The sequence below is a fragment of the Streptomyces sp. NBC_00988 genome, from assembly GCF_045162645.1.
Classification (GTDB): domain Bacteria; phylum Actinomycetota; class Actinomycetes; order Streptomycetales; family Streptomycetaceae; genus Streptomyces.
The window spans coordinates 8597128-8615807 of sequence record NZ_CP108730.1; the positions used below are offsets into that span (position 1 = coordinate 8597128).

13 protein-coding genes are annotated in these 18680 nt (G+C 68.7%); 9 read left to right on the forward strand and 4 right to left on the reverse strand.

Annotated features, from left to right (window positions below; all coding sequences use genetic code 11):
• Nucleotides 1-248 precede the first annotated feature (248 nt).
• From OG496_RS39580 to OG496_RS39610, 7 genes are all read left to right on the forward strand, one after another.
• Nucleotides 249-1940 carry an extracellular solute-binding protein gene (locus OG496_RS39580; protein ID WP_405974263.1) on the forward strand — a complete coding sequence of 564 codons (1692 nt, stop codon included), beginning with the start codon at nucleotides 249-251 and terminating at the stop codon, nucleotides 1938-1940.
• 27 nt (nucleotides 1941-1967) lie between these two features.
• Complete coding sequence (locus OG496_RS39585; RefSeq protein WP_405974264.1) at nucleotides 1968-3002, forward strand: ABC transporter permease; 1035 nt, start codon at nucleotides 1968-1970, stop codon at nucleotides 3000-3002.
• Nucleotides 2999-3961: a carbohydrate ABC transporter permease gene (locus tag OG496_RS39590; protein ID WP_366490265.1), complete on the forward strand. Its 963-nt coding sequence runs from the start codon at nucleotides 2999-3001 to the stop codon at nucleotides 3959-3961. Before OG496_RS39585 ends, OG496_RS39590 begins: the two co-directional genes overlap by 4 nt.
• A gap of 128 nt (nucleotides 3962-4089) precedes the next feature.
• Entirely contained in the window at nucleotides 4090-6312 is a 2223-nt protein-coding gene (locus tag OG496_RS39595) for a 1,4-beta-glucanase (protein WP_405974265.1), read from the forward strand.
• Nucleotides 6312-8282 carry a beta-galactosidase gene (locus OG496_RS39600; protein WP_405974266.1) on the forward strand — a complete coding sequence of 657 codons (1971 nt, stop codon included), beginning with the start codon at nucleotides 6312-6314 and terminating at the stop codon, nucleotides 8280-8282. Before OG496_RS39595 ends, OG496_RS39600 begins: the two co-directional genes overlap by 1 nt.
• On the forward strand, nucleotides 8279-10555 hold the full coding sequence (locus OG496_RS39605; protein ID WP_405974267.1) for a glycosyl hydrolase family 95 catalytic domain-containing protein: 2277 nt from the start codon (nucleotides 8279-8281) through the stop codon (nucleotides 10553-10555). Before OG496_RS39600 ends, OG496_RS39605 begins: the two co-directional genes overlap by 4 nt.
• Nucleotides 10556-10591: 36 nt before the next feature.
• Entirely contained in the window at nucleotides 10592-11305 is a 714-nt protein-coding gene (locus tag OG496_RS39610; protein WP_405974268.1) for a glycoside hydrolase family 12 protein, read from the forward strand.
• 26 nt (nucleotides 11306-11331) lie between these two features.
• Here the strand turns inward: OG496_RS39610 and OG496_RS39615 are convergent, their stop codons facing one another.
• The 3 genes from OG496_RS39615 to OG496_RS39625 all read right to left on the reverse strand — a co-directional run bounded on the left by OG496_RS39615 (nucleotide 11332) and on the right by OG496_RS39625 (nucleotide 14954).
• A complete protein-coding gene (locus OG496_RS39615) occupies nucleotides 11332-11718 on the reverse strand; it encodes a hypothetical protein (RefSeq protein WP_399397546.1) in 387 nt (128 codons plus the stop codon).
• A gap of 110 nt (nucleotides 11719-11828) precedes the next feature.
• Nucleotides 11829-13877, reverse strand: coding sequence for a TIM-barrel domain-containing protein (locus tag OG496_RS39620; protein ID WP_405974269.1), 2049 nt, complete (start codon nucleotides 13875-13877; stop codon nucleotides 11829-11831).
• A gap of 63 nt (nucleotides 13878-13940) precedes the next feature.
• Nucleotides 13941-14954, reverse strand: a complete 1014-nt coding sequence (locus OG496_RS39625; protein WP_328678266.1) for a LacI family DNA-binding transcriptional regulator — start codon at nucleotides 14952-14954, stop codon at nucleotides 13941-13943.
• Nucleotides 14955-15208: 254 nt separating this feature from the next.
• Between OG496_RS39625 and OG496_RS39630 the strand changes: the two genes are divergently transcribed.
• A complete protein-coding gene (locus OG496_RS39630; RefSeq protein ID WP_405974270.1) occupies nucleotides 15209-16018 on the forward strand; it encodes a GH12 family glycosyl hydrolase domain-containing protein in 810 nt (269 codons plus the stop codon).
• 111 nt (nucleotides 16019-16129) lie between these two features.
• Nucleotides 16130-18061, forward strand: a complete 1932-nt coding sequence (locus tag OG496_RS39635; RefSeq protein ID WP_405974271.1) for an acyl-CoA dehydrogenase family protein — start codon at nucleotides 16130-16132, stop codon at nucleotides 18059-18061.
• A gap of 7 nt (nucleotides 18062-18068) precedes the next feature.
• On the opposite strand, the gene OG496_RS39640 is transcribed toward OG496_RS39635, so the two are convergent.
• Nucleotides 18069-18518: a lamin tail domain-containing protein gene (locus tag OG496_RS39640; RefSeq protein ID WP_405974272.1), complete on the reverse strand. Its 450-nt coding sequence runs from the start codon at nucleotides 18516-18518 to the stop codon at nucleotides 18069-18071.
• Nucleotides 18519-18680 lie beyond the last annotated feature (162 nt).

The following is an 18680-nucleotide window of genomic DNA, read 5'->3' on the forward strand; positions in this document are numbered from 1 at the left end:
GCTTCGATGCTGATTCGATGCGGGTCAGGTGTCAAGAGACCTTCACCGTTATTTCAAGCAGCACATACGGACAGGTCATGCCCAGCGCCTCCGAGGAATCTTGGGAGCGACCCTTGTGCACCCTTGGGTGTTCACTTAACCTCGCAGCAACATCGAAGCGCTTCGACTAAGTGCTCTGTTCCACTCAAGACACCGCAGCCGACGGCTCCACCGCCGGGTGTCCTGGTGCGCCATGAAGGGTTGACGCAATGACGCCGAACGCCTCCGCCGCCTCCGCTCCCAGCCGGAGAAGCTTCCTCGCCTCCACGGCGGTCGCCGCCGCAGCGGTGGCGGGAGGGGTACCGCTGCTCTCCGCCTGCGGGGCCTCGAACAGCGGGTCGGGCGGGGGCAGTTCGGAGGGCAAGGGCGTCAAGAAGCTGCTGCCGGCCTTCGTCGCCGGCAACGTGGTGGCCCCGGACATCGCCGCCAAGAACGGCTCGGCGGTCGGCTTCACCAGCAAGCTGGACCTCGCCGGCCTGAAGACCTCGGTGCCGAAGAAGCTCGGCAAGGGCGGCAAGGTCTCCATCATGTCGCCGTTCTGGGGCTCCCCGCCGAAGAACGACAACGCCTACTACAAGGCGATGAACAGCCTCATCGGCGTCGACGTGGCCTGGCAGAACCAGGACGGCAACACCTACGACCAGAAGCTCGGCGCGGTGCTCGCCTCCAGCGACATCCCCGACATCGTGGTCGTCCCCGGCTGGAACATGGGCGGCAAGATACCCAGCGCCATCATCGGCAAGTTCGCCGACCTCGGCCCCTACCTCGCCGGCGACAAGGTCAAGGACTACCCGAACCTCGCGGCGATCCCCACCGACGCCTGGCAGCGCTGCATCTTCGGCGGCAAGCTGCGCGGACTGCCGATGCCGTCCTCGTACGTCCCCAACATCGTGCCGCTCTACCGCAAGGACATCTTCGACAAGGAGGGGTACGAAGTCCCCACCTCCGCCGACGAGTTCATGGCCCTGGCCAAGGAGATCACCAACGCAAAGGCCAAGCGCTGGGCCTGCCTGGACATGAAGTGGACCGCCTTCAACATGTGGGGCGTGCTCTCTGGCAGCGAGAAGTCGCTCGGCTGGAACCTCGTCGACGGCAAGCTGGTCAACCGCATCGAGACCCAGGAGTACCTCGAAGCGCTGGAGTGGACCCGCAAGCTGTTCGCCGCCGGATACGTGCACCCCGACGCCAAGTTGGGCAAGAGCGCCGCCACCGACCCGGGGCCCAAGTTCGCCGCCGGCGAGTTCCTCATCTACAACCAGGACATCTCGCAGTGGTGGAGCCGCACCGCCGAACAGGCCACCCAGAACCCGGACTACAAGATCTGGGGCATGGACATCTTCGGCCACGCGGGCGGCGACCCGACCCTCTGGGCCGGCGAACCGGCCGGCATCTTCGCCTTCATCAGCAAGAAGGCCTCCGAGTCCGTCATCCACGACGCGCTGGCCGTCGCCAACGTCACCGCCGCGCCGTACGGCACCAAGGAGTACATGCTCACCAACTACGGTGTGGAGGGCACCCATTACACCGTCAAGAACGGTGTGCCCACGAAGACCGACCAGGGCAACAACGAGGTCATCAACGCCTTCGTCATGGTCGCCAGCCCCGCCGCGACGATCGCCCACCCCGACTTCCCCGAGGTCGCCAAGGCGCAGGTCGAGTGGCAGCAGCGGATGGGCGCCTTCACAAAGAAGTCGAGCTTCTACGGCCAGCAGATCACCGAGCCGAGCCGCTACACCAACCTCTCCAACGACTTCGAGCAGTTGGAGGACGACATCGTCCGCGGCCGCAAGAAGATCAGCGACATGCAGCAGGCCGTATCGGACTGGAAGAGCAAGGGCGGCGACCAACTCCGCGCCTGGTACCAGAAGTTGCTCGACGACAACGGCACGGCGGCGAGCTGACCGGGTACCGAGGCGAGGAGAACGGCCGTGTCCCACAGCACGGTGCCTCGGAGCAGGACCGAGGCCGACACGACGGGAAAGACCCCGGTGGCGTCCGGCGGCGCCACCGGCCCCCGACGCAACCGCCCCAAGACGAAGGTGAGTTGGCGCCTCAGGTTCAGACGCGACCGCGTCCTGCTCCTGATGACCCTGCCGGCCGTCCTGCTCATCCTGGTCTTCAACTACCTGCCGATCCTGGGCAACATCGTCGCCTTCGAGGACTACGACCCCTACGTCAGCGACAACGGCATCGTCTCGATGCTGCACAGCCCCTGGGTCGGCCTGGAGAACTTCCAGCAGATCTTCGCGGACTCCGCCTTCTGGAGCGCCGTACAGAACACGCTCGTCCTGTTCTTCCTCCAGCTCATCCTGTTCTTCCCGATCCCGATCCTCCTCGCGCTGCTCATCAACAGCGTGGTCAGGCCCCGGGTCCGGGCGCTCTCCCAGGCGATCCTCTACCTCCCGCACTTCTTCTCCTGGGTGCTGGTCATCGCCGTCTTCCAGCAACTCCTGGGCGGGGCGGGGCTGTTCTCGCAGCTCCTGCGGCAACACGGCTTCGACGGCCTCGACGTCATGACCGACCCCAACACGTTCAAGTTCCTCATCACCGCGCAGAGCGTGTGGAAGGACGCGGGCTGGGGGATCATCGTCTTCCTCGCCGCGCTGTCGTCCGTCAGCCCCGATCTGTACGAGGCCGCCGCGATGGACGGCGCGGGGCGGTGGCGCCGCATGTGGCACGTCACGCTGCCCGCACTCCGGCCGGTGATCGCGCTGCTGCTGGTGCTGCGTGTCGGCGATGCGCTGACCGTCGGCTTCGAACAGATCCTGCTCCAACGCGACGCCGTGGGACCGGGAGCGGCGGAGGTCCTCGACACCTTCGTCTGGTGGAACGGCGTCCGCAACCAGGACTTCGGCTACGCGGCCGCCGCCGGACTCGTCAAGGGCGTGATCAGCCTCGGGCTGGTCCTCGCCGCGAACAAAGTGGCCCACCTCATGGGCGAGCAGGGGGTGTACAAGAAGTGACCGCCGTCATCGACAAACCCGTCGAGCCCTCCAGGTCTGCCAAGTCCGTACGGCCGCCAGGGCGTTGGGCCGCGCCACCCCGGCCCACCTGGGAGGAGGAACCCGGCAAGGTCGGTCTTGCGGGCAAGGGGCTCGTCCTCACCCTCGCCTGCCTCGCGATCCTCTTCCCGCTGTGGATCGTCCTCGTCACCAGCCTCTCCTCACGCAAGACCATCGACCAGGCCGGCGGGCTCGTCATGGTGCCCAAGGGCATCACCTTCGTCGCCTACAAGGAACTCCTCAGCGGCGGCCAGGTCACCCGCGCGGCGATCATCAGCGTCCTCATCACCGTCGTCGGCACGGCGTTCTCCATGGCGGTGTCCGTGCTGTGTGCGTACGGGCTCTCGCGTATCGGGTCGCTCGGGCACCGGTGGATTCTGATGATGATGCTGGCGACGATGTTCTTCAGCGCCGGGCTTATCCCGACGTATTTGCTCGTCCAGTCGCTCGGCCTGACCGACAGCTATCTCGCGTTGATCCTGCCCAGTGCGCTCAGTGTCTTCAACATCCTTGTGCTGCGCGGGTTCTTCATGGGGATCTCGCAGGAACTCATCGACAGTGCGCGGATCGACGGCGCCGGTGACTTCCGGATTCTGTGGGTGATTGTCATGCCGTTGTCGCGTGCGGTGCTGGCTGTCATCACGTTGTTCTATGCCGTGGGGTATTGGAGTGCCTGGTTCAACGCGTCGCTGTATCTGAACGACCAGGACATGATGCCGTTGCAGAACGTCATGATCCAGCTGGTGCAGAAGCAGGAGGCTCCGGTCGGGCTTGGCCAGGCCATCAAGACGGGGGAGTTGTCGGGGCTTGCCGTGCAGATGGCGGTCATGGTGATGGCTTTGTTGCCGGTGGCTGTGCTTTCGCCGTTTGTGCAGCGGCATTTTAAGAAGGGGATGCTCACAGGCGCCGTCAAGGGCTGAATTGGTTGTCCTTTGTCTGCGGGTGCGTGGGGGCTGGTCGCGCCCACGCGGCGGAGCCGCAAATCGATACAGCCCCGCGGCCCCTTAGGTAGGAATCCTCACCCCATCTCATACAGCGAGGTATGTGCATGCTTGCGTCCCGAGTGAGCCGCCGGGCCGTTCTTGCCGGGGCTGCGGCTGGCGCCGCGCTCACCACCGTGCCGGCCCTCACAACGCGGGCGCAGGCGGCGGAAGCCACCACAGTCACCCCTTCCTACCGCTGGCGCAACGCCGTAATCGGCGGCACCGGATTCGTCACCGGCGTCCTCTTCCACCCCTCCGTCCGCGGCCTCGCCTACGCCCGTACCGACATCGGCGGCGCCTACCGCTGGGACGACCGGGTCGCCCGCTGGACGCCCCTCACCGACCAACTCGGTTCGGACGACTGGAACTTGCTCGGTGTGGAGGCCATAGCCGTCGACCCCGCGCACCCGAACCGGCTGTACCTCGCCGTCGGCACGTACGCCCAGTCCTGGGCGAGCAACGGTGCCGTACTCCGCTCCGAGGACCGGGGCACGACCTGGTCCCGCACCGACCTCACCGTGAAGCTGGGCGGCAACGAGGACGGGCGCGGTGCGGGGGAGCGGTTGCTGGTCGACCCGCGTGACAGCGACACCCTGTGGCTCGGCACCCGGCACGACGGGTTGCTCAAGTCGACCGACCGGGGCGCCACTTGGGCAGCCGTCAGCGGCTTCCCGGCGACCGCCAGCGCCTCCGGGCAAGGCATCACCTTCCTCGTCGCCGTCGGACGTGCCGTCTACGCCGGCTGGGGCGACGGCGACGGGACCGCGAGCGCCGTCAACCTCTACCGCACCACCGACGGCACCACCTGGACCGCAGTCCCCGCGCAGCCCACCGGCACCTCCGCCAAGGTTCCGATCCGGGCCGCGTACGACGCACGTGCCCGCGAGCTGTACGTGACGTACGCCGACGCGCCCGGGCCCAACGGCCAGTCCACCGGCAGTGTGCACAAGTTGGCCGTCGCGAGCGGGACTTGGAGCGAGGTCACACCGGTGAAGCCGGGCGGGACCACGTCCGACGGGTCCGTCGACAGCTTCGGGTACGGCGGAGTCGCCGTCGACGCCCGTCGCGCAGGCACCGTCGTCGTTTCCACCAACAACCGCTGGGCGGCCGTCGACACCCTGTACCGGACCACCGACGGCGGCCGTACCTGGACGTCCCTCAAGGACGCTGCTGTGTTCGACGTGTCCGAGACTCCTTTCCTCAACTGGGGTGCGGATCAGCCGAAGTTCGGCTGGTGGATCCAGGCCGTGGCCGTCGACCCGTACGACTCGAAGCACGTCGTCTACGGCACCGGTGCCACCCTCTACGGCACCCGTGACCTCACGCACTGGGCGCCGCGGATCCGCGGCCTGGAGGAGACGTCCGTGAGACAGCTGATCTCGCCCCCGGTCGGGGAGGCACACCTGATCAGCGCCTCGGGGGACATCGGCGTGATGTACCACGAGCGGCTCACGGCGTCTCCGTCGCGCGGCATGGCGACGAACCCCGTGTTCGGGTCGGCGACGGGGATCGCGCAGGCCGCGGGCAGGCCGTCGTACGTCGTCCGCACGGGCTTCGGTGACCACGGCAACGGTGCGTACTCCCGCGACGGCGGGCGGAGCTGGGCGCCCTTCGCTGCCCAGCCCGACATCGCCGGGGACTCACCGGGGCCGATCGCCACCAGCGCCGACGGCGGTACGCTGCTGTGGTCCTTCGTGCACTGGGACGGCACGAAGTACGCGGCTCACCGCTCGGCGGACAACGGCGCGACCTGGACCGAGGTCTCCTCCTTCCCGAAGGGCGCCACGCCGGTCGCCGACCCGGCCGACCCGACGCTCTTCTACGCATACGACACCGACACAGGAACGCTATACGCCAGCACTGACAGTGGCGTCTCGTTCACTGCGCGTGCGAGTGGGCTGCCCGCAGGGGACAGTCAGTTCCAGCTGGTCGCGGCGCCAGGCAGGTCCGGTGACCTGTGGCTGAGCGTCAAGTGGAACGGGCTCTACCGGTCCCTCGACGGAGGCGTCGGCTTCTCGAAGGTCGCCAGTTGCTGGGCCTCGTACACCCTGGGCTTCGGCAGACCCGCGCCCGGCGCCGACTACCCCGCGATCTATCAGGTCGGCTCCACCGAGACCATCACCGCCGTCTACCGCTCCGACGACGAGGCGCAGACCTGGGTGCGCATCAACGACGACCAGCATCAGTGGGGTTGGACCGGCCAGGCCATCGTCGGTGACCCGCGCGTCCACGGCCGCGTGTACCTCGCCACCAACGGGCGCGGCATCCAGTACGGGGAGCAGATCTGATGCCTCAGCTCAGTGACACCACCCGCGGGCGCATCCTCTTCGGCGGTGACTACAACCCCGAGCAGTGGCCCGAGGAGACCTGGCACGAGGACGTCCGGCTGATGAAGGACGCCGGCGTCAACTCCGTCACCCTCGGCGTCTTCTCCTGGGCCAGGCTCGAACCAGAGCCCGGGGCAAGGGAGTTCGGCTGGCTCGACCGGCTGATGGATCTGATGCACGGCAGTGGGATCGGCGTCGTCCTCGCCACGCCCACCTCCTCCCCGCCCCCGTGGCTGGGCCGCCTCCACCCGGAGACCCTGCCCCGCGATGCCGACGGCCGCATCGAATGGTGGGGCGGACGGCAGCACTTCTCGCACTCCAGCGCCGTCTACCGCAGCCACGCCGCCGCCATCACCGAGGCCCTGGCCGCCCGTTACGGCGGCCACCCCGCGCTCACGATGTGGCACATCAACAACGAGTACTGCACCTTCGACTACGGCGACGAGGCCGCCGTCTCCTTCCGCCGCTGGCTGCGAACGCGATACGGCACGCTCGACGCCCTCAACTCGGCCTGGGGCACGGCATTCTGGAGTCAGGGCTACGACACCTGGGACGGCATCCTGCCCCCGCGTCACGCCCACTACCTCAACAACCCCACCCACGTGCTCGACTTCCGGCGCTTCACCTCCGACATGCTCCTGGAGTGCTACACCGCCGAGCGCGACATCGTCCGCCGGCACACCCCGCACATCCCGGTCACCACCAACTTCATGCCGTTCTGGGTGGGGCAGGACGGCTGGCGCTGGTCCGAGGAGGAGGACGTCGTCTCGGTCGATCTGTATCCCGATCCACGTGACCCCCTCGGTGCCCAAAGTGCCGCGCTAGTCCAGGACTTGACCCGTTCGCAGGCGCGCGGTCCCTGGATGCTCATGGAGCAGGCGGCCGGGCCGGTCAACTGGCGTGGCGTGAACCACCCGAAGCCGCGCGGTCTCAACCGCCTCTGGTCCCTCCAGGCCGTGGCGCGTGGCGCCGACGCCGTCTGCTACTTCCAGTGGCGCCAATCCCGGCAGGGCGCCGAGAAGTTCCACTCCGGGATGCTCAGTCACGCGGGGGAGCGGGGCCGCACCTTCCAGGAGGTGAAGCAGCTCGGCGCCGAACTCGTCCGGATTGGCGGCGAGGTGACAGATACTCACATCACCGCCGACATCGCGATCCTGCACGACTGGAACGCCTGGTGGGCCGGCGCGCAGGACGGTCGTCTCTCCACCGAGGTCGACTACCCGGAAGTCCTCCGCGCCTGGCACCGCGCCCTGTGGGAATCCCACCTCACCACCGACTTCGCCCACCCCGAACACGACCTCTCCGCCTACAAGTTGGTGGTCGTCCCGCAGCTCTACCTCCTCACGGACACCGCGATCGACAACCTCCTCGCGTACGTCCGAGGCGGCGGCACCCTCGTCTCCGGCTTCCTGACGGGTGTCGCCGACGAGGACGACCGCGTACGCCCCGGCGGCATGGACGCCCGACTCCGCGAACTGTTCGGCATCCGCACCCTGCACGAGTGGTGGCCGCTGGACGCGGGGGAGACCGCCGAGTGCGAGGGCTTCCGCAGCACGCTCTGGTCGGAGGAGATCGAGCCCGAGGGCGACAACGTCGATGAGGTAATCCCCTACAAGGGCGGGGAGTTGGACGGCCTCCCTGCCGTCCTGCGCAGGGGCAAGTCCTGGTACGTCTCGACCCTCCCGGAGCCCCACGCGCTGCGCGCGCTGCTCGCCCGTATCGCCACCGACGCGGGGGTCCGCCCCGTGCTCGCCGGGCTCCCGTTGGGCGTCGAGGCCGTACGGCGTGGGGAGTTGCTGTTCCTCCTCAACCACAGCCGCGAGCCAGTCACCGTCGAACTCCCGGGCACCCACCACGACTTGCTCACCGGCGAGACCGTCGAGGCCGAGATCACCCTCGGCCGCTACGGCGTGGCGGTGCTGCGACCATGACCGGCGACTCCGCACCCACCGACCTCGCACCCACCGACCCCTCGCCACCAGGCCCCGCGCACACCACCTGGGAACCCCTCCCCGCCACCCGCTGGGAGGACGCCTACCTCAGCGGCAACGGCCACCACGGCGTCCTCGTGTTCGGCGATCCGAACGACGACCGCGTCATCGTCACCCACCACACCCTCGTCCGCCCGAACGGCGCCGAACACGCCAGGCCGCCACACCTCGCCGCCGAACTCCCTGCCCTCCAAGCCCGGTTGCTCGCCGGTGACCTCACTGCCGCCGAGAGCTTCACGGACGACCGCCCGCTCCAATGGGTGCAGCCGTTCCACCCGGCCTTCCAGCTACGGCTGCGCAGGCAGCCTGGCGCGACAGGCCGCGACTATCGCCGTAGCGTCGACTTCACCACCGGCGAGGTCACCGCCACCTGTGAGGCCACCGACACTCACGCGGACTGGCGCAGCCGCGTCTTCGTCTCCCGCGCCGACGACGTGATCGTCCAGCACATCACCGCCCCGGACCTCACCCTCGACCTCGCCCAGGACCATCAACTCCCGGGCGCTCCGGCAGGGTTGGGGGTCGGCAACGGCACCCTCCTGACCTCCGACGGCGCTGTTCTCACCCTCCGTGTCCGCTATCCCGACAGTGACCGCGCGTACACCGGAGTCACCCTCGTCGTGGTCACCGGTGGCACAACACGGCTCACCTCGCCGGGAGTTCGGATCGCCGGGGCCGGCGAGGTCCTTCTCCTCACCCGAGTCCGGCGCCACACCGGCGAGCTGGATGTCGTAGAAGAGACGCGCGCCCTAAGGGAGTTGCTCACCGACCGGCAGCAGTCCTACGACGCCCTTCTCGACCGGCACCTCGCCCTCCATCGCACGGCTTACGCCCGTGTCACCCTCGATCTCCATGCCGACGACGCCGAACGCGTCCTCCCCGGGAGTGAGTTGCTGAAGCGGACCCACAGTCCTGCCCTCCTCGAACGGCTCTTCGCGGCCGGCCGGTACCACCTGCTCTCCTCCAGCGGACTGTTCCCGCCCCGGCTCACCGGACTGTGGACCGGCGACTGGAACACGGCATGGTCGGGGGCGTTCACCAACGACGCGAACCTCAACCTCCAGACCGCCTCCGCCGCGATCGCCGCCCTCCCCGAAGTCACCGACGCCCTCGCCTCCCTGATTCATCGTCAGCTCGACGACTGGCGGGAGAACGCCCGTGCCGTCTTCGGCGCCCGGGGTGTCGTCGCGCCCGCGCACAGCGACGGGGAGTCAGGGCTGTCGTACCACTTCAGCCGTGAGTACCCGCTGCACCTGTGGACCGCAGGCGCCGACTGGCTGCTCAAGCCGCTCGTCGACCACGACGAGACGCGTGGCGAGCGCGATCCGCGTACCGCCGCCGTACTGGCCGAAATCGCCCTGTTCTACGAGGACTTCCTCAGCCGTACCGATACAGGCGGCCAACTCGTCCTCGTCCCTTCCTACTCACCCGAGAACCGTCCCGCGAACGCCAACGCCAGCTGGGGCGCGATCAACGCGGCAATGGACCTCTCCGCCGCCCGGCACGCGTTCCACACCGCTGCCGCATATCACCCGGGCACGCCGGAGGCCCTCCGTTGGCGTGCCCTCGCCGACCGGCTGCCGCCGCACCGGGTCAATTCCGAAGGCGCGCTTGCCGAATGGGCCTGGCCGGGCCTCGACGACACCTACGACCACCGGCACCTCAGCCATCTCTACGGTGTGTGGCCGCTCGACGAGATCAACCCGTACGACACCCCGCGGCTCGCCGTCGCCGCGCACCGCGCGCTCCAACTCCGGGGCGCCGAGAACGACTCCGCGCACGGACACCTCCACCACGCGCTCGTCGCCGCCCGGCTCCGGGACGGTGAACGGGTCGCGCACGCCCTCGGGCAGGTGCTCGACGGCGACTTCTTCCACGCCTCGCTGATGAGCGCGCACTACCCGAACCGCGACGTCTACAACGCGGACGCCGCGCACACCCTGCCCGGCGTGCTCGTCGAGGCGCTCGTGCAGTCGACCCCGGACCGGCTGGTCCTGCTGCCCGCGCTGCCGGCGGCGTATCCGCACGGTCAACTCACCGGCGTACGCACGAGGTTCGGGGCGGAGGTCGATCTGAGCTGGACGCCCCACTCCGCCACAGCGCTGATCCGGCCGTCCCGGACTCACCGCGTCGAACTCCGGACTTCCTCCGGCACGGAGCCGCTCGACCTCGTCGCCGGAGAAGACCGCGTCCTCACCCTGGGGGCGCGGTAGCCACTCGCACCTCCCCCCACCCATGGAAGGGACACCATGGCAACACGCAAGCCGGGCCGCGTACTCACGGCCGTTCTCGCCCCCGCACTCGCGCTCGGCGCCACCGTCGCACTCGCCTCGGCCCCCGCCTCCGCCGCCGTCTGGAGCTCCTGCGACCAGTGGGGCACCACGACCCTGAACGGCTACACGCTCTACAACAACATCTGGGGCTCCGGCGCCGGCAGCCAGTGCATCTGGGCCAACTCCGGTACCAACTGGGGCGTCAACGCCAACCACCCCAACACCGGCGGCATCAAGTCCTACCCCAACGCCAAGAAGGTGATCAACAAGTCGATCACCTCGCTCGGTTCGCTCAAGAGCAGCTACAACGTCACGGTCCCGTCGTCCGGCGCGTACAACACGTCGTACGACATCTGGGACACCAACTACGACTACGAGATCATGCTCTGGGTCAACAAGACCGGAGCCGTCGGTGCCCTCGGCACCTCGCAGGGCACCCTCACGCTGGGCGGTTCGACCTGGACCGTCTACAAGGGCAACAACGGTGCCAACGACGTGTTCTCGTTCCTGCGCACCTCCAACTCGACCTCCGGAACGGTCGACATCCTGCCGATCCTCAAGTGGATCAAGGACACCAAGGGCTGGTTCGGCAACGTGACCATCGGGGACCTGCAGTTCGGGTTCGAGATCACGTCCTCGTCCGGCGGGCTCGACTTCACCACCAACAGCGAGAGCGTCACCAGTAGTTGACCCATCCGGGCACCCCGGTGCTCCGCTCAGCCGCCCGGTCCTCGTACTCCGCGAGGGCCGGGCGGCGCCACGACGAGCGCGGCGACCCAGCAGCCGAGTCCGGCCAGCACGAGGCCGAACACCGCCGGATTGACGTACCCGGGAACGGTGTCGGTGACGTAGCTGCCCCCGCCCGTCATCTCGCAGACGAACCTGAGCGGGACGAAGTCCACGGAGTAGTCGACGACTTGGGCGGCTCTGGGGTCCTCCGGCCCGCCCTCCTGCCCGTCGGTCGTACGACAGGGCAGTATCGGCGAGGAGTCGGCGCCGCCGTCCTCGGCCTGGACGAGCGCGCCCAGGACGTGGAGCAGACCCCAGAGATACAGGGCGAACGCGGCGAGGCCCGCAACGATGGCGAGCTTGCGTAACACCATCGGAGGAGTCCAGCAGAACAAGATCGGTACGGCTGTGACGGAGCCCACAGTTCCGCACAACGGAAGCGTCACGGCTCGGGCGCCCGCCCCCCCACTGGGCGCCCCAACTCCTACTCCGTCACCGGCAGCGTCGCCCCGTCGCGCAGGAACAGCGGGATCCGGTCCAGCGGCGCGTCGACCGTGACCACCGTACCGCCCTCGTACGTCTCGCCCGTCCACGCGTCCGTCCACCACGCGCCCGCCGGGAGATACGCCGTACGGACCGTGGCGCCCGCCGTCAGCACCGGGGCGACCAGCAGGTCCGGGCCGAAGAGGTACGCGTCGTCGACCGACCAAGTCGCCGGGTCCGCCGGGAATTCGAGGAACAGCGGGCGCATCACCGGCAGCCCCTCCTCGTGCGCGGCCCGCATCACGTCGAGGACGTACGGCTTCAGGCGCTCGCGCAGCCGCAGGTACTTCTCCAGGATCGGCAGGGCCCGATCGCCGTACGACCAGACCTCGTTGGGGCCGCCGGTCATGTCGGGGCCCAGCGGCATGCCCGGGTCGCGGAAGCCGTGCAGCCGCATAAGCGGGGACAGCGCGCCGAACTGGAACCAGCGGACCATGACTTCGCGGTACGCCGGGTCGTCCGGGTCGCCGCCGTGGAAGCCGCCGATGTCCGTGTTCCACCAAGGGATGCCGGACAGCGCGGTGTTGAGGCCCGCGGCTATCTGGCGGCGCAGGGTCGGGAAGTCGGTGCCGATGTCACCCGACCAGAGCGCCGCGCCGTGGCGCTGACTGCCCGCCCACGCCGAGCGGTTGAGGGTGATGACCTCGTCGTCACCGACGCCCTCGGCGCGCAACCCCTCCGCGAACGTACGGGAGTTCTCGGCCGGATAGAGGTTGCCGACCTCCAGGCCCGGGCCCGCCCAGTAGCGCAGGTTCTCCTGGAAGCCCGGCTTCAGCTCGGGCTCGCACGCGTCCAGCCAGAAGGCCGTGATCCCGTACGGCACAAGGTAGTTGTCGCGGATCTTCGACCACAGGAAGTCGCGGGCCTCGGGGTTGGTGGCGTCGTAGAAGGCCACCTGGACCGTCGACGCGACCCCCTTGTCCGGCCAGTCGGCGTGCGCCATCGGGCCGTACTGGGTGCCGATGAGGTAGCCGCGCTGTTCCAGTACCCCGTGGTTCTCGCTGAGGGGTGACACCGACGGCCAGACGCTCACCACCAACTTCACGCCCAGCTCGTCCAGTTCGCGGACCATGGCCGCCGGGTCGGGCCACTCGGCCGGGTCGAACTTCCAGTCGCCCAGGTGCGTCCAGTGGAAGAAGTCGCAGACGATCGCGGAGAGGGGCAGCTCCCGGCGCTTGTACTCCCGTGCCACGGCGAGGAGTTCGGCCTGGGTGCGGTAGCGCAGCTTGCACTGCCAGAAGCCCGCCGCCCACTTCGGCAGCATCGGCGTACGGCCCGTCACCGCGCTGTAGCGGCGCTGGCCGTCGGCCGGGTCGCCCGCGGTGATCCAGTAGTCGATCTGCCGGGCCGAATCGGCGACCCAGCGCGTGCCGTTGCCGGCGAGTTCCACGCGGCCGATCGCCGGGTTGTTCCACAGCAGGGTGTAGCCGCGGCTGGAGACGAGCACCGGGATGCCCACCTCGGCGTTGCGCTGCACCAGGTCGAGGACCAGCCCCTTCTGGTCCAGCTTGCCGTGCTGGTGCTGGCCGAGGCCGTACAGCTTCTCGTCCTCGTACGCGGCGAAGCGCTGCTCCAGGCGGTGGTGGCCGTTGCCGACCGCCGTGTAGAGGCGCGAGCCGGGCCACCAGAAGTGGGCGCGGGCCTCGGCGAGCAGCTCGGCGGAGTCGGCGGTGCGCAGGAAGCGGATCAGGCCCTCGGCGTCGACATGGACGGTCAACTCGCCGACGGTCAGCTGTGCTTCACCCTCGCCGATCTTGATCGAGCCGTCCGTGGTGGGGGGTTCGTCGACAAGGGCACCGGGGAGCCCGTCGAGGAGGGGGCCGCCGAGCCGGGCCCGCACCCGGACCGCGTCCGGACCCCAGGGCTCGATCCGTACGGTCTCCTGGCGCCCGCTCCACTCCAGCGCGCCGTCCCTCTCACGGAACGTTCCGACGGTGGGGGAGGACTGCGCGAGACTGACCTCGGACTGGATTTCGGCAGGCTGATTCACGAGGAGTGCTCCTGGAGGAAAGCAGACAGGGGGTAACCGCACAAACACGTGGAGCGTGGCTGGTCAAGAAGCTGACGGCGCCGGCCCCGTACTCGCCCGCATCGTCAACTCCGGTGTGATCAGCACGACTTCGTCGCTGCCACGGCCGTCGAGCTTGGCCACCAGGTGCTCCACGGCGTAACGGCCCATCTCCTGCGCGGGGATGGCGACGGACGTCAGCCGCACCGAGGCCTGGGTGGCGACCTGGTCGGGGCAGACCGCGACCACCGACACGTCCTCCGGCACGGCCCGGCCCTGCTGGCGCAGCAGCGCGAGCAGCGGCTCGACCGCCGACTCGTTCTGCACGACGAAGCCCGTGGTGCCGGGGCGTTCGTCGAAGATCCGGGCCAGGGTCGTCGTCATCGCGTCGTACCCGCCCTCGCACGGCCGGTGCAGCACCCGCAGGCCCAACTCCCGTGCCCGGGAGCGGAGTCCGTCGAGGGTGCGCTCGGCGAAACCGGTGTGCCGCTCGTAGACGGCGGGGGCCTCGCCGATGACAGCGATGTCGTGGTGACCGAGCTTGGCGAGGTGCTCGACGCACAGCGCGCCGGTCGCGCCGAAGTCGAGGTCGACGCAGGTCAGCCCGGTGGTGTCGGCGGGGAGGCCGATCAGTACGGAGGGTTGGTCGGTGCCGCGCAGCAACGGCAGCCGCTCGTCGTCGAGTTCGACGTCCATCAGGATCATCGCGTCGGCGAGCCCGCTGCCGGTGACCCGGCGCACCGCGTCGGGACCCTCCTCGCCGGTGAGCAGCAGCACGTCGTAGCCGTGCAGGCGGGCGGTGGTCGCCACGGCGATGGCGATCTCCATCATCACCGGCACGTACATGTCGGTGCGCAGCGGCACCATCAGCGCGATGATGTTCGACCGGCTGCTGGCCAGGGCGCGGGCGCCCGCGTTCGGGTGGTAGCCCAGCTCGCGGATGCTCTGCTCGACCCGCTGCCGGGTGGCTCCGGAGATGGACCGCTTGCCGCTGAGGACATAGCTCACCGTGCTCGCCGAGACTCCGGCGTGCTGGGCGACCTCGGCGAGGGTGACCATCCAGCTCTCCAAGCTTTGTGAAGCGCTTCGACAGTGCGCGTTGCTGACAAGGGCGGGTGGGGGTGGTTCGACATTAGCTTCAGGCGGTGTGGGTGTCCATAGGTTGTCGAAGCGCTTCGACACTTTCTCGAAACGCCGGGCTCCGAGAGTTTCTCCGGGTGGGGGAGGCAACCTCCAGGCGGGTCAGCGGCCACTGAGAGGTCGTAGCGGCCGCTGACGGGCCGTAGACGAACCGTCCCCCGGAAGGACCCCCGATGCAACACCGCAGACCCCGCCTGTCGAAGAAGGCGAAGGTGCTCGCCGCCGCCTCGGTCGCGCTGACGGCCCTCGCCGGTGTCACCGTCGCCCAGGCGGGTGAGTCGAGCGAGAAGTGCACGGCCGACGACACGGTCACCCTCGGCAAGTACTACGTGAACAACAACCAGTGGGGCCGGGACAAGGCCACCGGCAGCCAGTGCGTGTGGGACAACTCCCCGTCCGGGTCGACCATTTCGTGGGGCACGTCCTTCAACTGGGCCAACAACAGCAAGGGCACCGACGCCGACGTGAAGACGTTCGCGAGTACCGTCCTCGGCTGGCACTGGGGCTGGAAGGTCGACAAGGCCACCACAGGGCTGCCGGTCCGCGTCGGTGACCGCAAGCCGGTCAAGACCGGCTGGGAGTTCGCGCTCAGCGGCAACCCGGGCACGCTCGACGTCGCGTACGACCTGTGGCTGCACTCCAAGAACACCGCCGACTGGGCCGACCAGCCCACCGACGAGATCATGATCTGGCTCAACCGGCAGGGCGGGGCCGGCCCGCTCGGCACCAAGTACGGCAGCGTCAGCCTCGACGGCGCGATGTGGGACATCTACCAGGGCAACATCGGCTGGAACGTGTACTCCTTCGTCCGCCGGACCAACACCACGAAGGCGTCCCTGAACATCGACGACTTCACGCAGGCGCTGGTCCGCCGCAAGCTGCTGAGCAACGACAAGTACCTCTCCGGCATCGAGTCCGGCACCGAGGTCTTCAAGGGTTCGGGGCGGCTTGACACGAAGGCGTACTCCGTCGACATCGGCTGAACGGACGCGCGAAGGGTGGCTGCTTCGCGGTGGATCGGGTACATACGAACGGGTAGCACCCGTCGGTAACCGCCATGGTCCGAGGGCCCGATTCGCGGCGAGGTGAGCCTCATGTCCGCTCCATCCAGCAAACCCACCGTCACCGAGCGAGAAGCCCGGCAGGTGGCGGAGGCGGCCCGGGAACAGGACTGGCGCAAGCCCAGCTTCGCCAAGGAACTGTTCCTCGGCCGCTTCCGGCTCGACCTGATCCACCCCCACCCCCTGCCGGCCGCCGAGGACTCCCGGCGCGGCGAGGAGTTCCTCGCGAAACTGCGCGTCTTCTGCGAGACCCGGATCGACGCCGCCCGCATCGAACGCGAGGCCCGCATCCCCGACGAGGTCATCAGCGGCCTCAAGGAGATCGGCGCCCTCGGCATGAAGATCGACACCAAGTACGGCGGCCTCGGCCTCACCCAGGTGTACTACAACAAGGCGCTGGCGCTGGCGGGCTCCGCCTGCCCCGCGGTCGGCGTGCTGCTCTCCGCCCACCAGTCGATCGGCGTACCGCAGCCGCTGAAGCTGTTCGGCACGGACGAGCAGAAGGCGGAGTTCCTGCCCCGCTGCGCCCGCACCGCCATCAGTGCCTTCCTGCTCACCGAACCGGACGTCGGCTCCGACCCGGCACGCCTCGCGACCAGCGCGGTGCCCGACGGGGACTCCTACGTCCTCGACGGGGTGAAGCTCTGGACCACCAACGGCGTCATCGCCGACCTCCTGGTCGTGATGGCCCGGGTGCCCAAGAGTGAGGGCCACAAGGGCGGCATCACAGCGTTCGTCGTGGAGACCGACTCGCCCGGCATCACCGTCGAGAACCGCAACGCCTTCATGGGCCTGCGCGGCATCGAGAACGGCGTCACCCGCTTCCACCAGGTCCGGGTCCCGGCCGCCAACCGCATCGGTCCCGAGGGCGCGGGCCTCAAGATCGCCCTCACCACCCTCAACACCGGCCGCCTCTCCCTCCCCGCGTCCTGCGTCGCGGCCGGCAAGTGGTGCCTGAAGATCGCCCGCGAGTGGTCGGCGGCGCGTGAGCAGTGGGGCAGGCCGATCGCCGAGCACGAGGCCGTGGGCGCGAAGATCTCCTTCATCGCGGCGACGACCTTCGCCCTGGAGGCCGTACTCGACCTGTCCTCGCAGATGGCGGACGAGGACCGCAACGACATCCGCATCGAGGGCGCGCTGGCCAAGCTCTTCTCCTCCGAGATGGGCTGGCTCATGGCCGACGAGCTGGTCCAGATCCGCGGCGGCCGAGGCTTCGAGACGGCGGAATCCCTCGCGGCCCGCGGCGAACGGGCGGTCCCCGCCGAACAGGTCCTGCGCGACCTCCGGATCAACCGCATCTTCGAGGGCTCGACGGAGATCATGCACCTCCTGATCGCCCGCGAGGCCGTCGACGCCCACCTCAAGGTCGCCGGCGACCTCATCGACCCGGACAAGTCCCTCCAGGACAAGGCGAAAGCGGGCGCCAACGCGGGCGTCTTCTACGCCAAGTGGCTCCCGAAGCTGGTCGCGGGCAGCGGCCAACTCCCGGGCACCTACGGCGAGTTCCGCCACGACGTCGACCTCTCCCGGCACCTTCGCTACGTCGAACGCGGTGCCCGCAAACTGGCCCGCTCGACCTTCTACGCCATGTCCCGCTGGCAGGGCCGCATGGAGACCAAGCAGGGTTTCCTGGGCCGGATCGTCGACATCGGCGCGGAACTCTTCGCGATGAGCGCGGTCTGCGTACGGGCCGAACTCCTGCGCACCCAGGGCGATCACGGCCGCGAGGCCTACCAACTCGCCGACGCCTTCTGTGAACAGTCCCGCATCCGCGTCGAGGAACTCTTCGGCCGTCTGTGGACCAACACCGACGCCCTCGACCACAAGGTCGTCAAGGGCGTCATGGGCGGCGCGTACACATGGCTGGAGGAAGGCATCGTCGACCCGTCGGGCGAGGGCCCGTGGATCGCCGACGCCTCCGACGGTCCGAGCAAGGTGGAGAACGTGCACCGAACCATCAACTGACCCCGGATCAGCAGTACTTGTCGCTCGGATCCCGCGTCGTCCAGGAGCAGGTGTCGACCTTGCTGCCGGTCGCTCTGGTCAGCGTCGCGGTGTCCTTGGTGTTGTTCCAGACGTACCAGCCGCGGTTCTGGTACGTGTTCGACGCGGTGTCCGAGCCCTTGCCGGTGTGCACCTTGATGTACTTGCCGGCGCCGATCTTGATGTTCTTGAAGACGTAGCGGTGGTTCGAGACGTCCTTGAGGACCCACCCCTTGAGCGAGATGGCCGACCGGCTGGTGTTCTTGATCTGCACCCACTCGGCGTTGAGGCTCGTGTTGGAGCCGTGGTCCGAGCCGGGGCTGTCGAACCAGACGCGGTAGATCGTGACCCCGCCGGCGGCCTCGGCCGGGGTGCTGAGCAAGGTGCCGGTGAGTATCGCGGCGCCCGCGAGCGCGGGCAGGGCAGCGCGTATCCGCATGGAGAATCCCCCCAGGATGTCGTCCACTGGCCGGTCGTCCACCGGCGCAGGACTGAAGTGTTATCACAGGACCTTCACGCCGTATTCACAAAGGGGGATTTCCCTTCAATCACCGACGAGAGCCGATAAGCCACCCGCCCGAGGGAACCGCTGTCCACCCGG

Excerpts from the sequence above, each read along its gene's own strand:
- OG496_RS39580 (WP_405974263.1), top strand. The coding sequence starts at position 249 with ATGACGCCGAACGCCTCCGCCGCCTCCGCTCCCAGCCGGAGAAGCTTC.
- OG496_RS39595 (WP_405974265.1), top strand. The coding sequence starts at position 4,090 with ATGCTTGCGTCCCGAGTGAGCCGCCGGGCCGTTCTTGCCGGGGCTGCG.
- OG496_RS39600 (WP_405974266.1), top strand. The coding sequence starts at position 6,312 with ATGCCTCAGCTCAGTGACACCACCCGCGGGCGCATCCTCTTCGGCGGT.
- OG496_RS39605 (WP_405974267.1), top strand. The coding sequence starts at position 8,279 with ATGACCGGCGACTCCGCACCCACCGACCTCGCACCCACCGACCCCTCG.
- OG496_RS39610 (WP_405974268.1), top strand. The coding sequence starts at position 10,592 with ATGGCAACACGCAAGCCGGGCCGCGTACTCACGGCCGTTCTCGCCCCC.
- OG496_RS39615 (WP_399397546.1), bottom strand. The coding sequence starts at position 11,718 with ATGGTGTTACGCAAGCTCGCCATCGTTGCGGGCCTCGCCGCGTTCGCC.
- OG496_RS39625 (WP_328678266.1), bottom strand. The coding sequence starts at position 14,954 with ATGGTCACCCTCGCCGAGGTCGCCCAGCACGCCGGAGTCTCGGCGAGC.
- OG496_RS39630 (WP_405974270.1), top strand. The coding sequence starts at position 15,209 with ATGCAACACCGCAGACCCCGCCTGTCGAAGAAGGCGAAGGTGCTCGCC.
- OG496_RS39635 (WP_405974271.1), top strand. The coding sequence starts at position 16,130 with ATGTCCGCTCCATCCAGCAAACCCACCGTCACCGAGCGAGAAGCCCGG.
- OG496_RS39640 (WP_405974272.1), bottom strand. The coding sequence starts at position 18,518 with ATGCGGATACGCGCTGCCCTGCCCGCGCTCGCGGGCGCCGCGATACTC.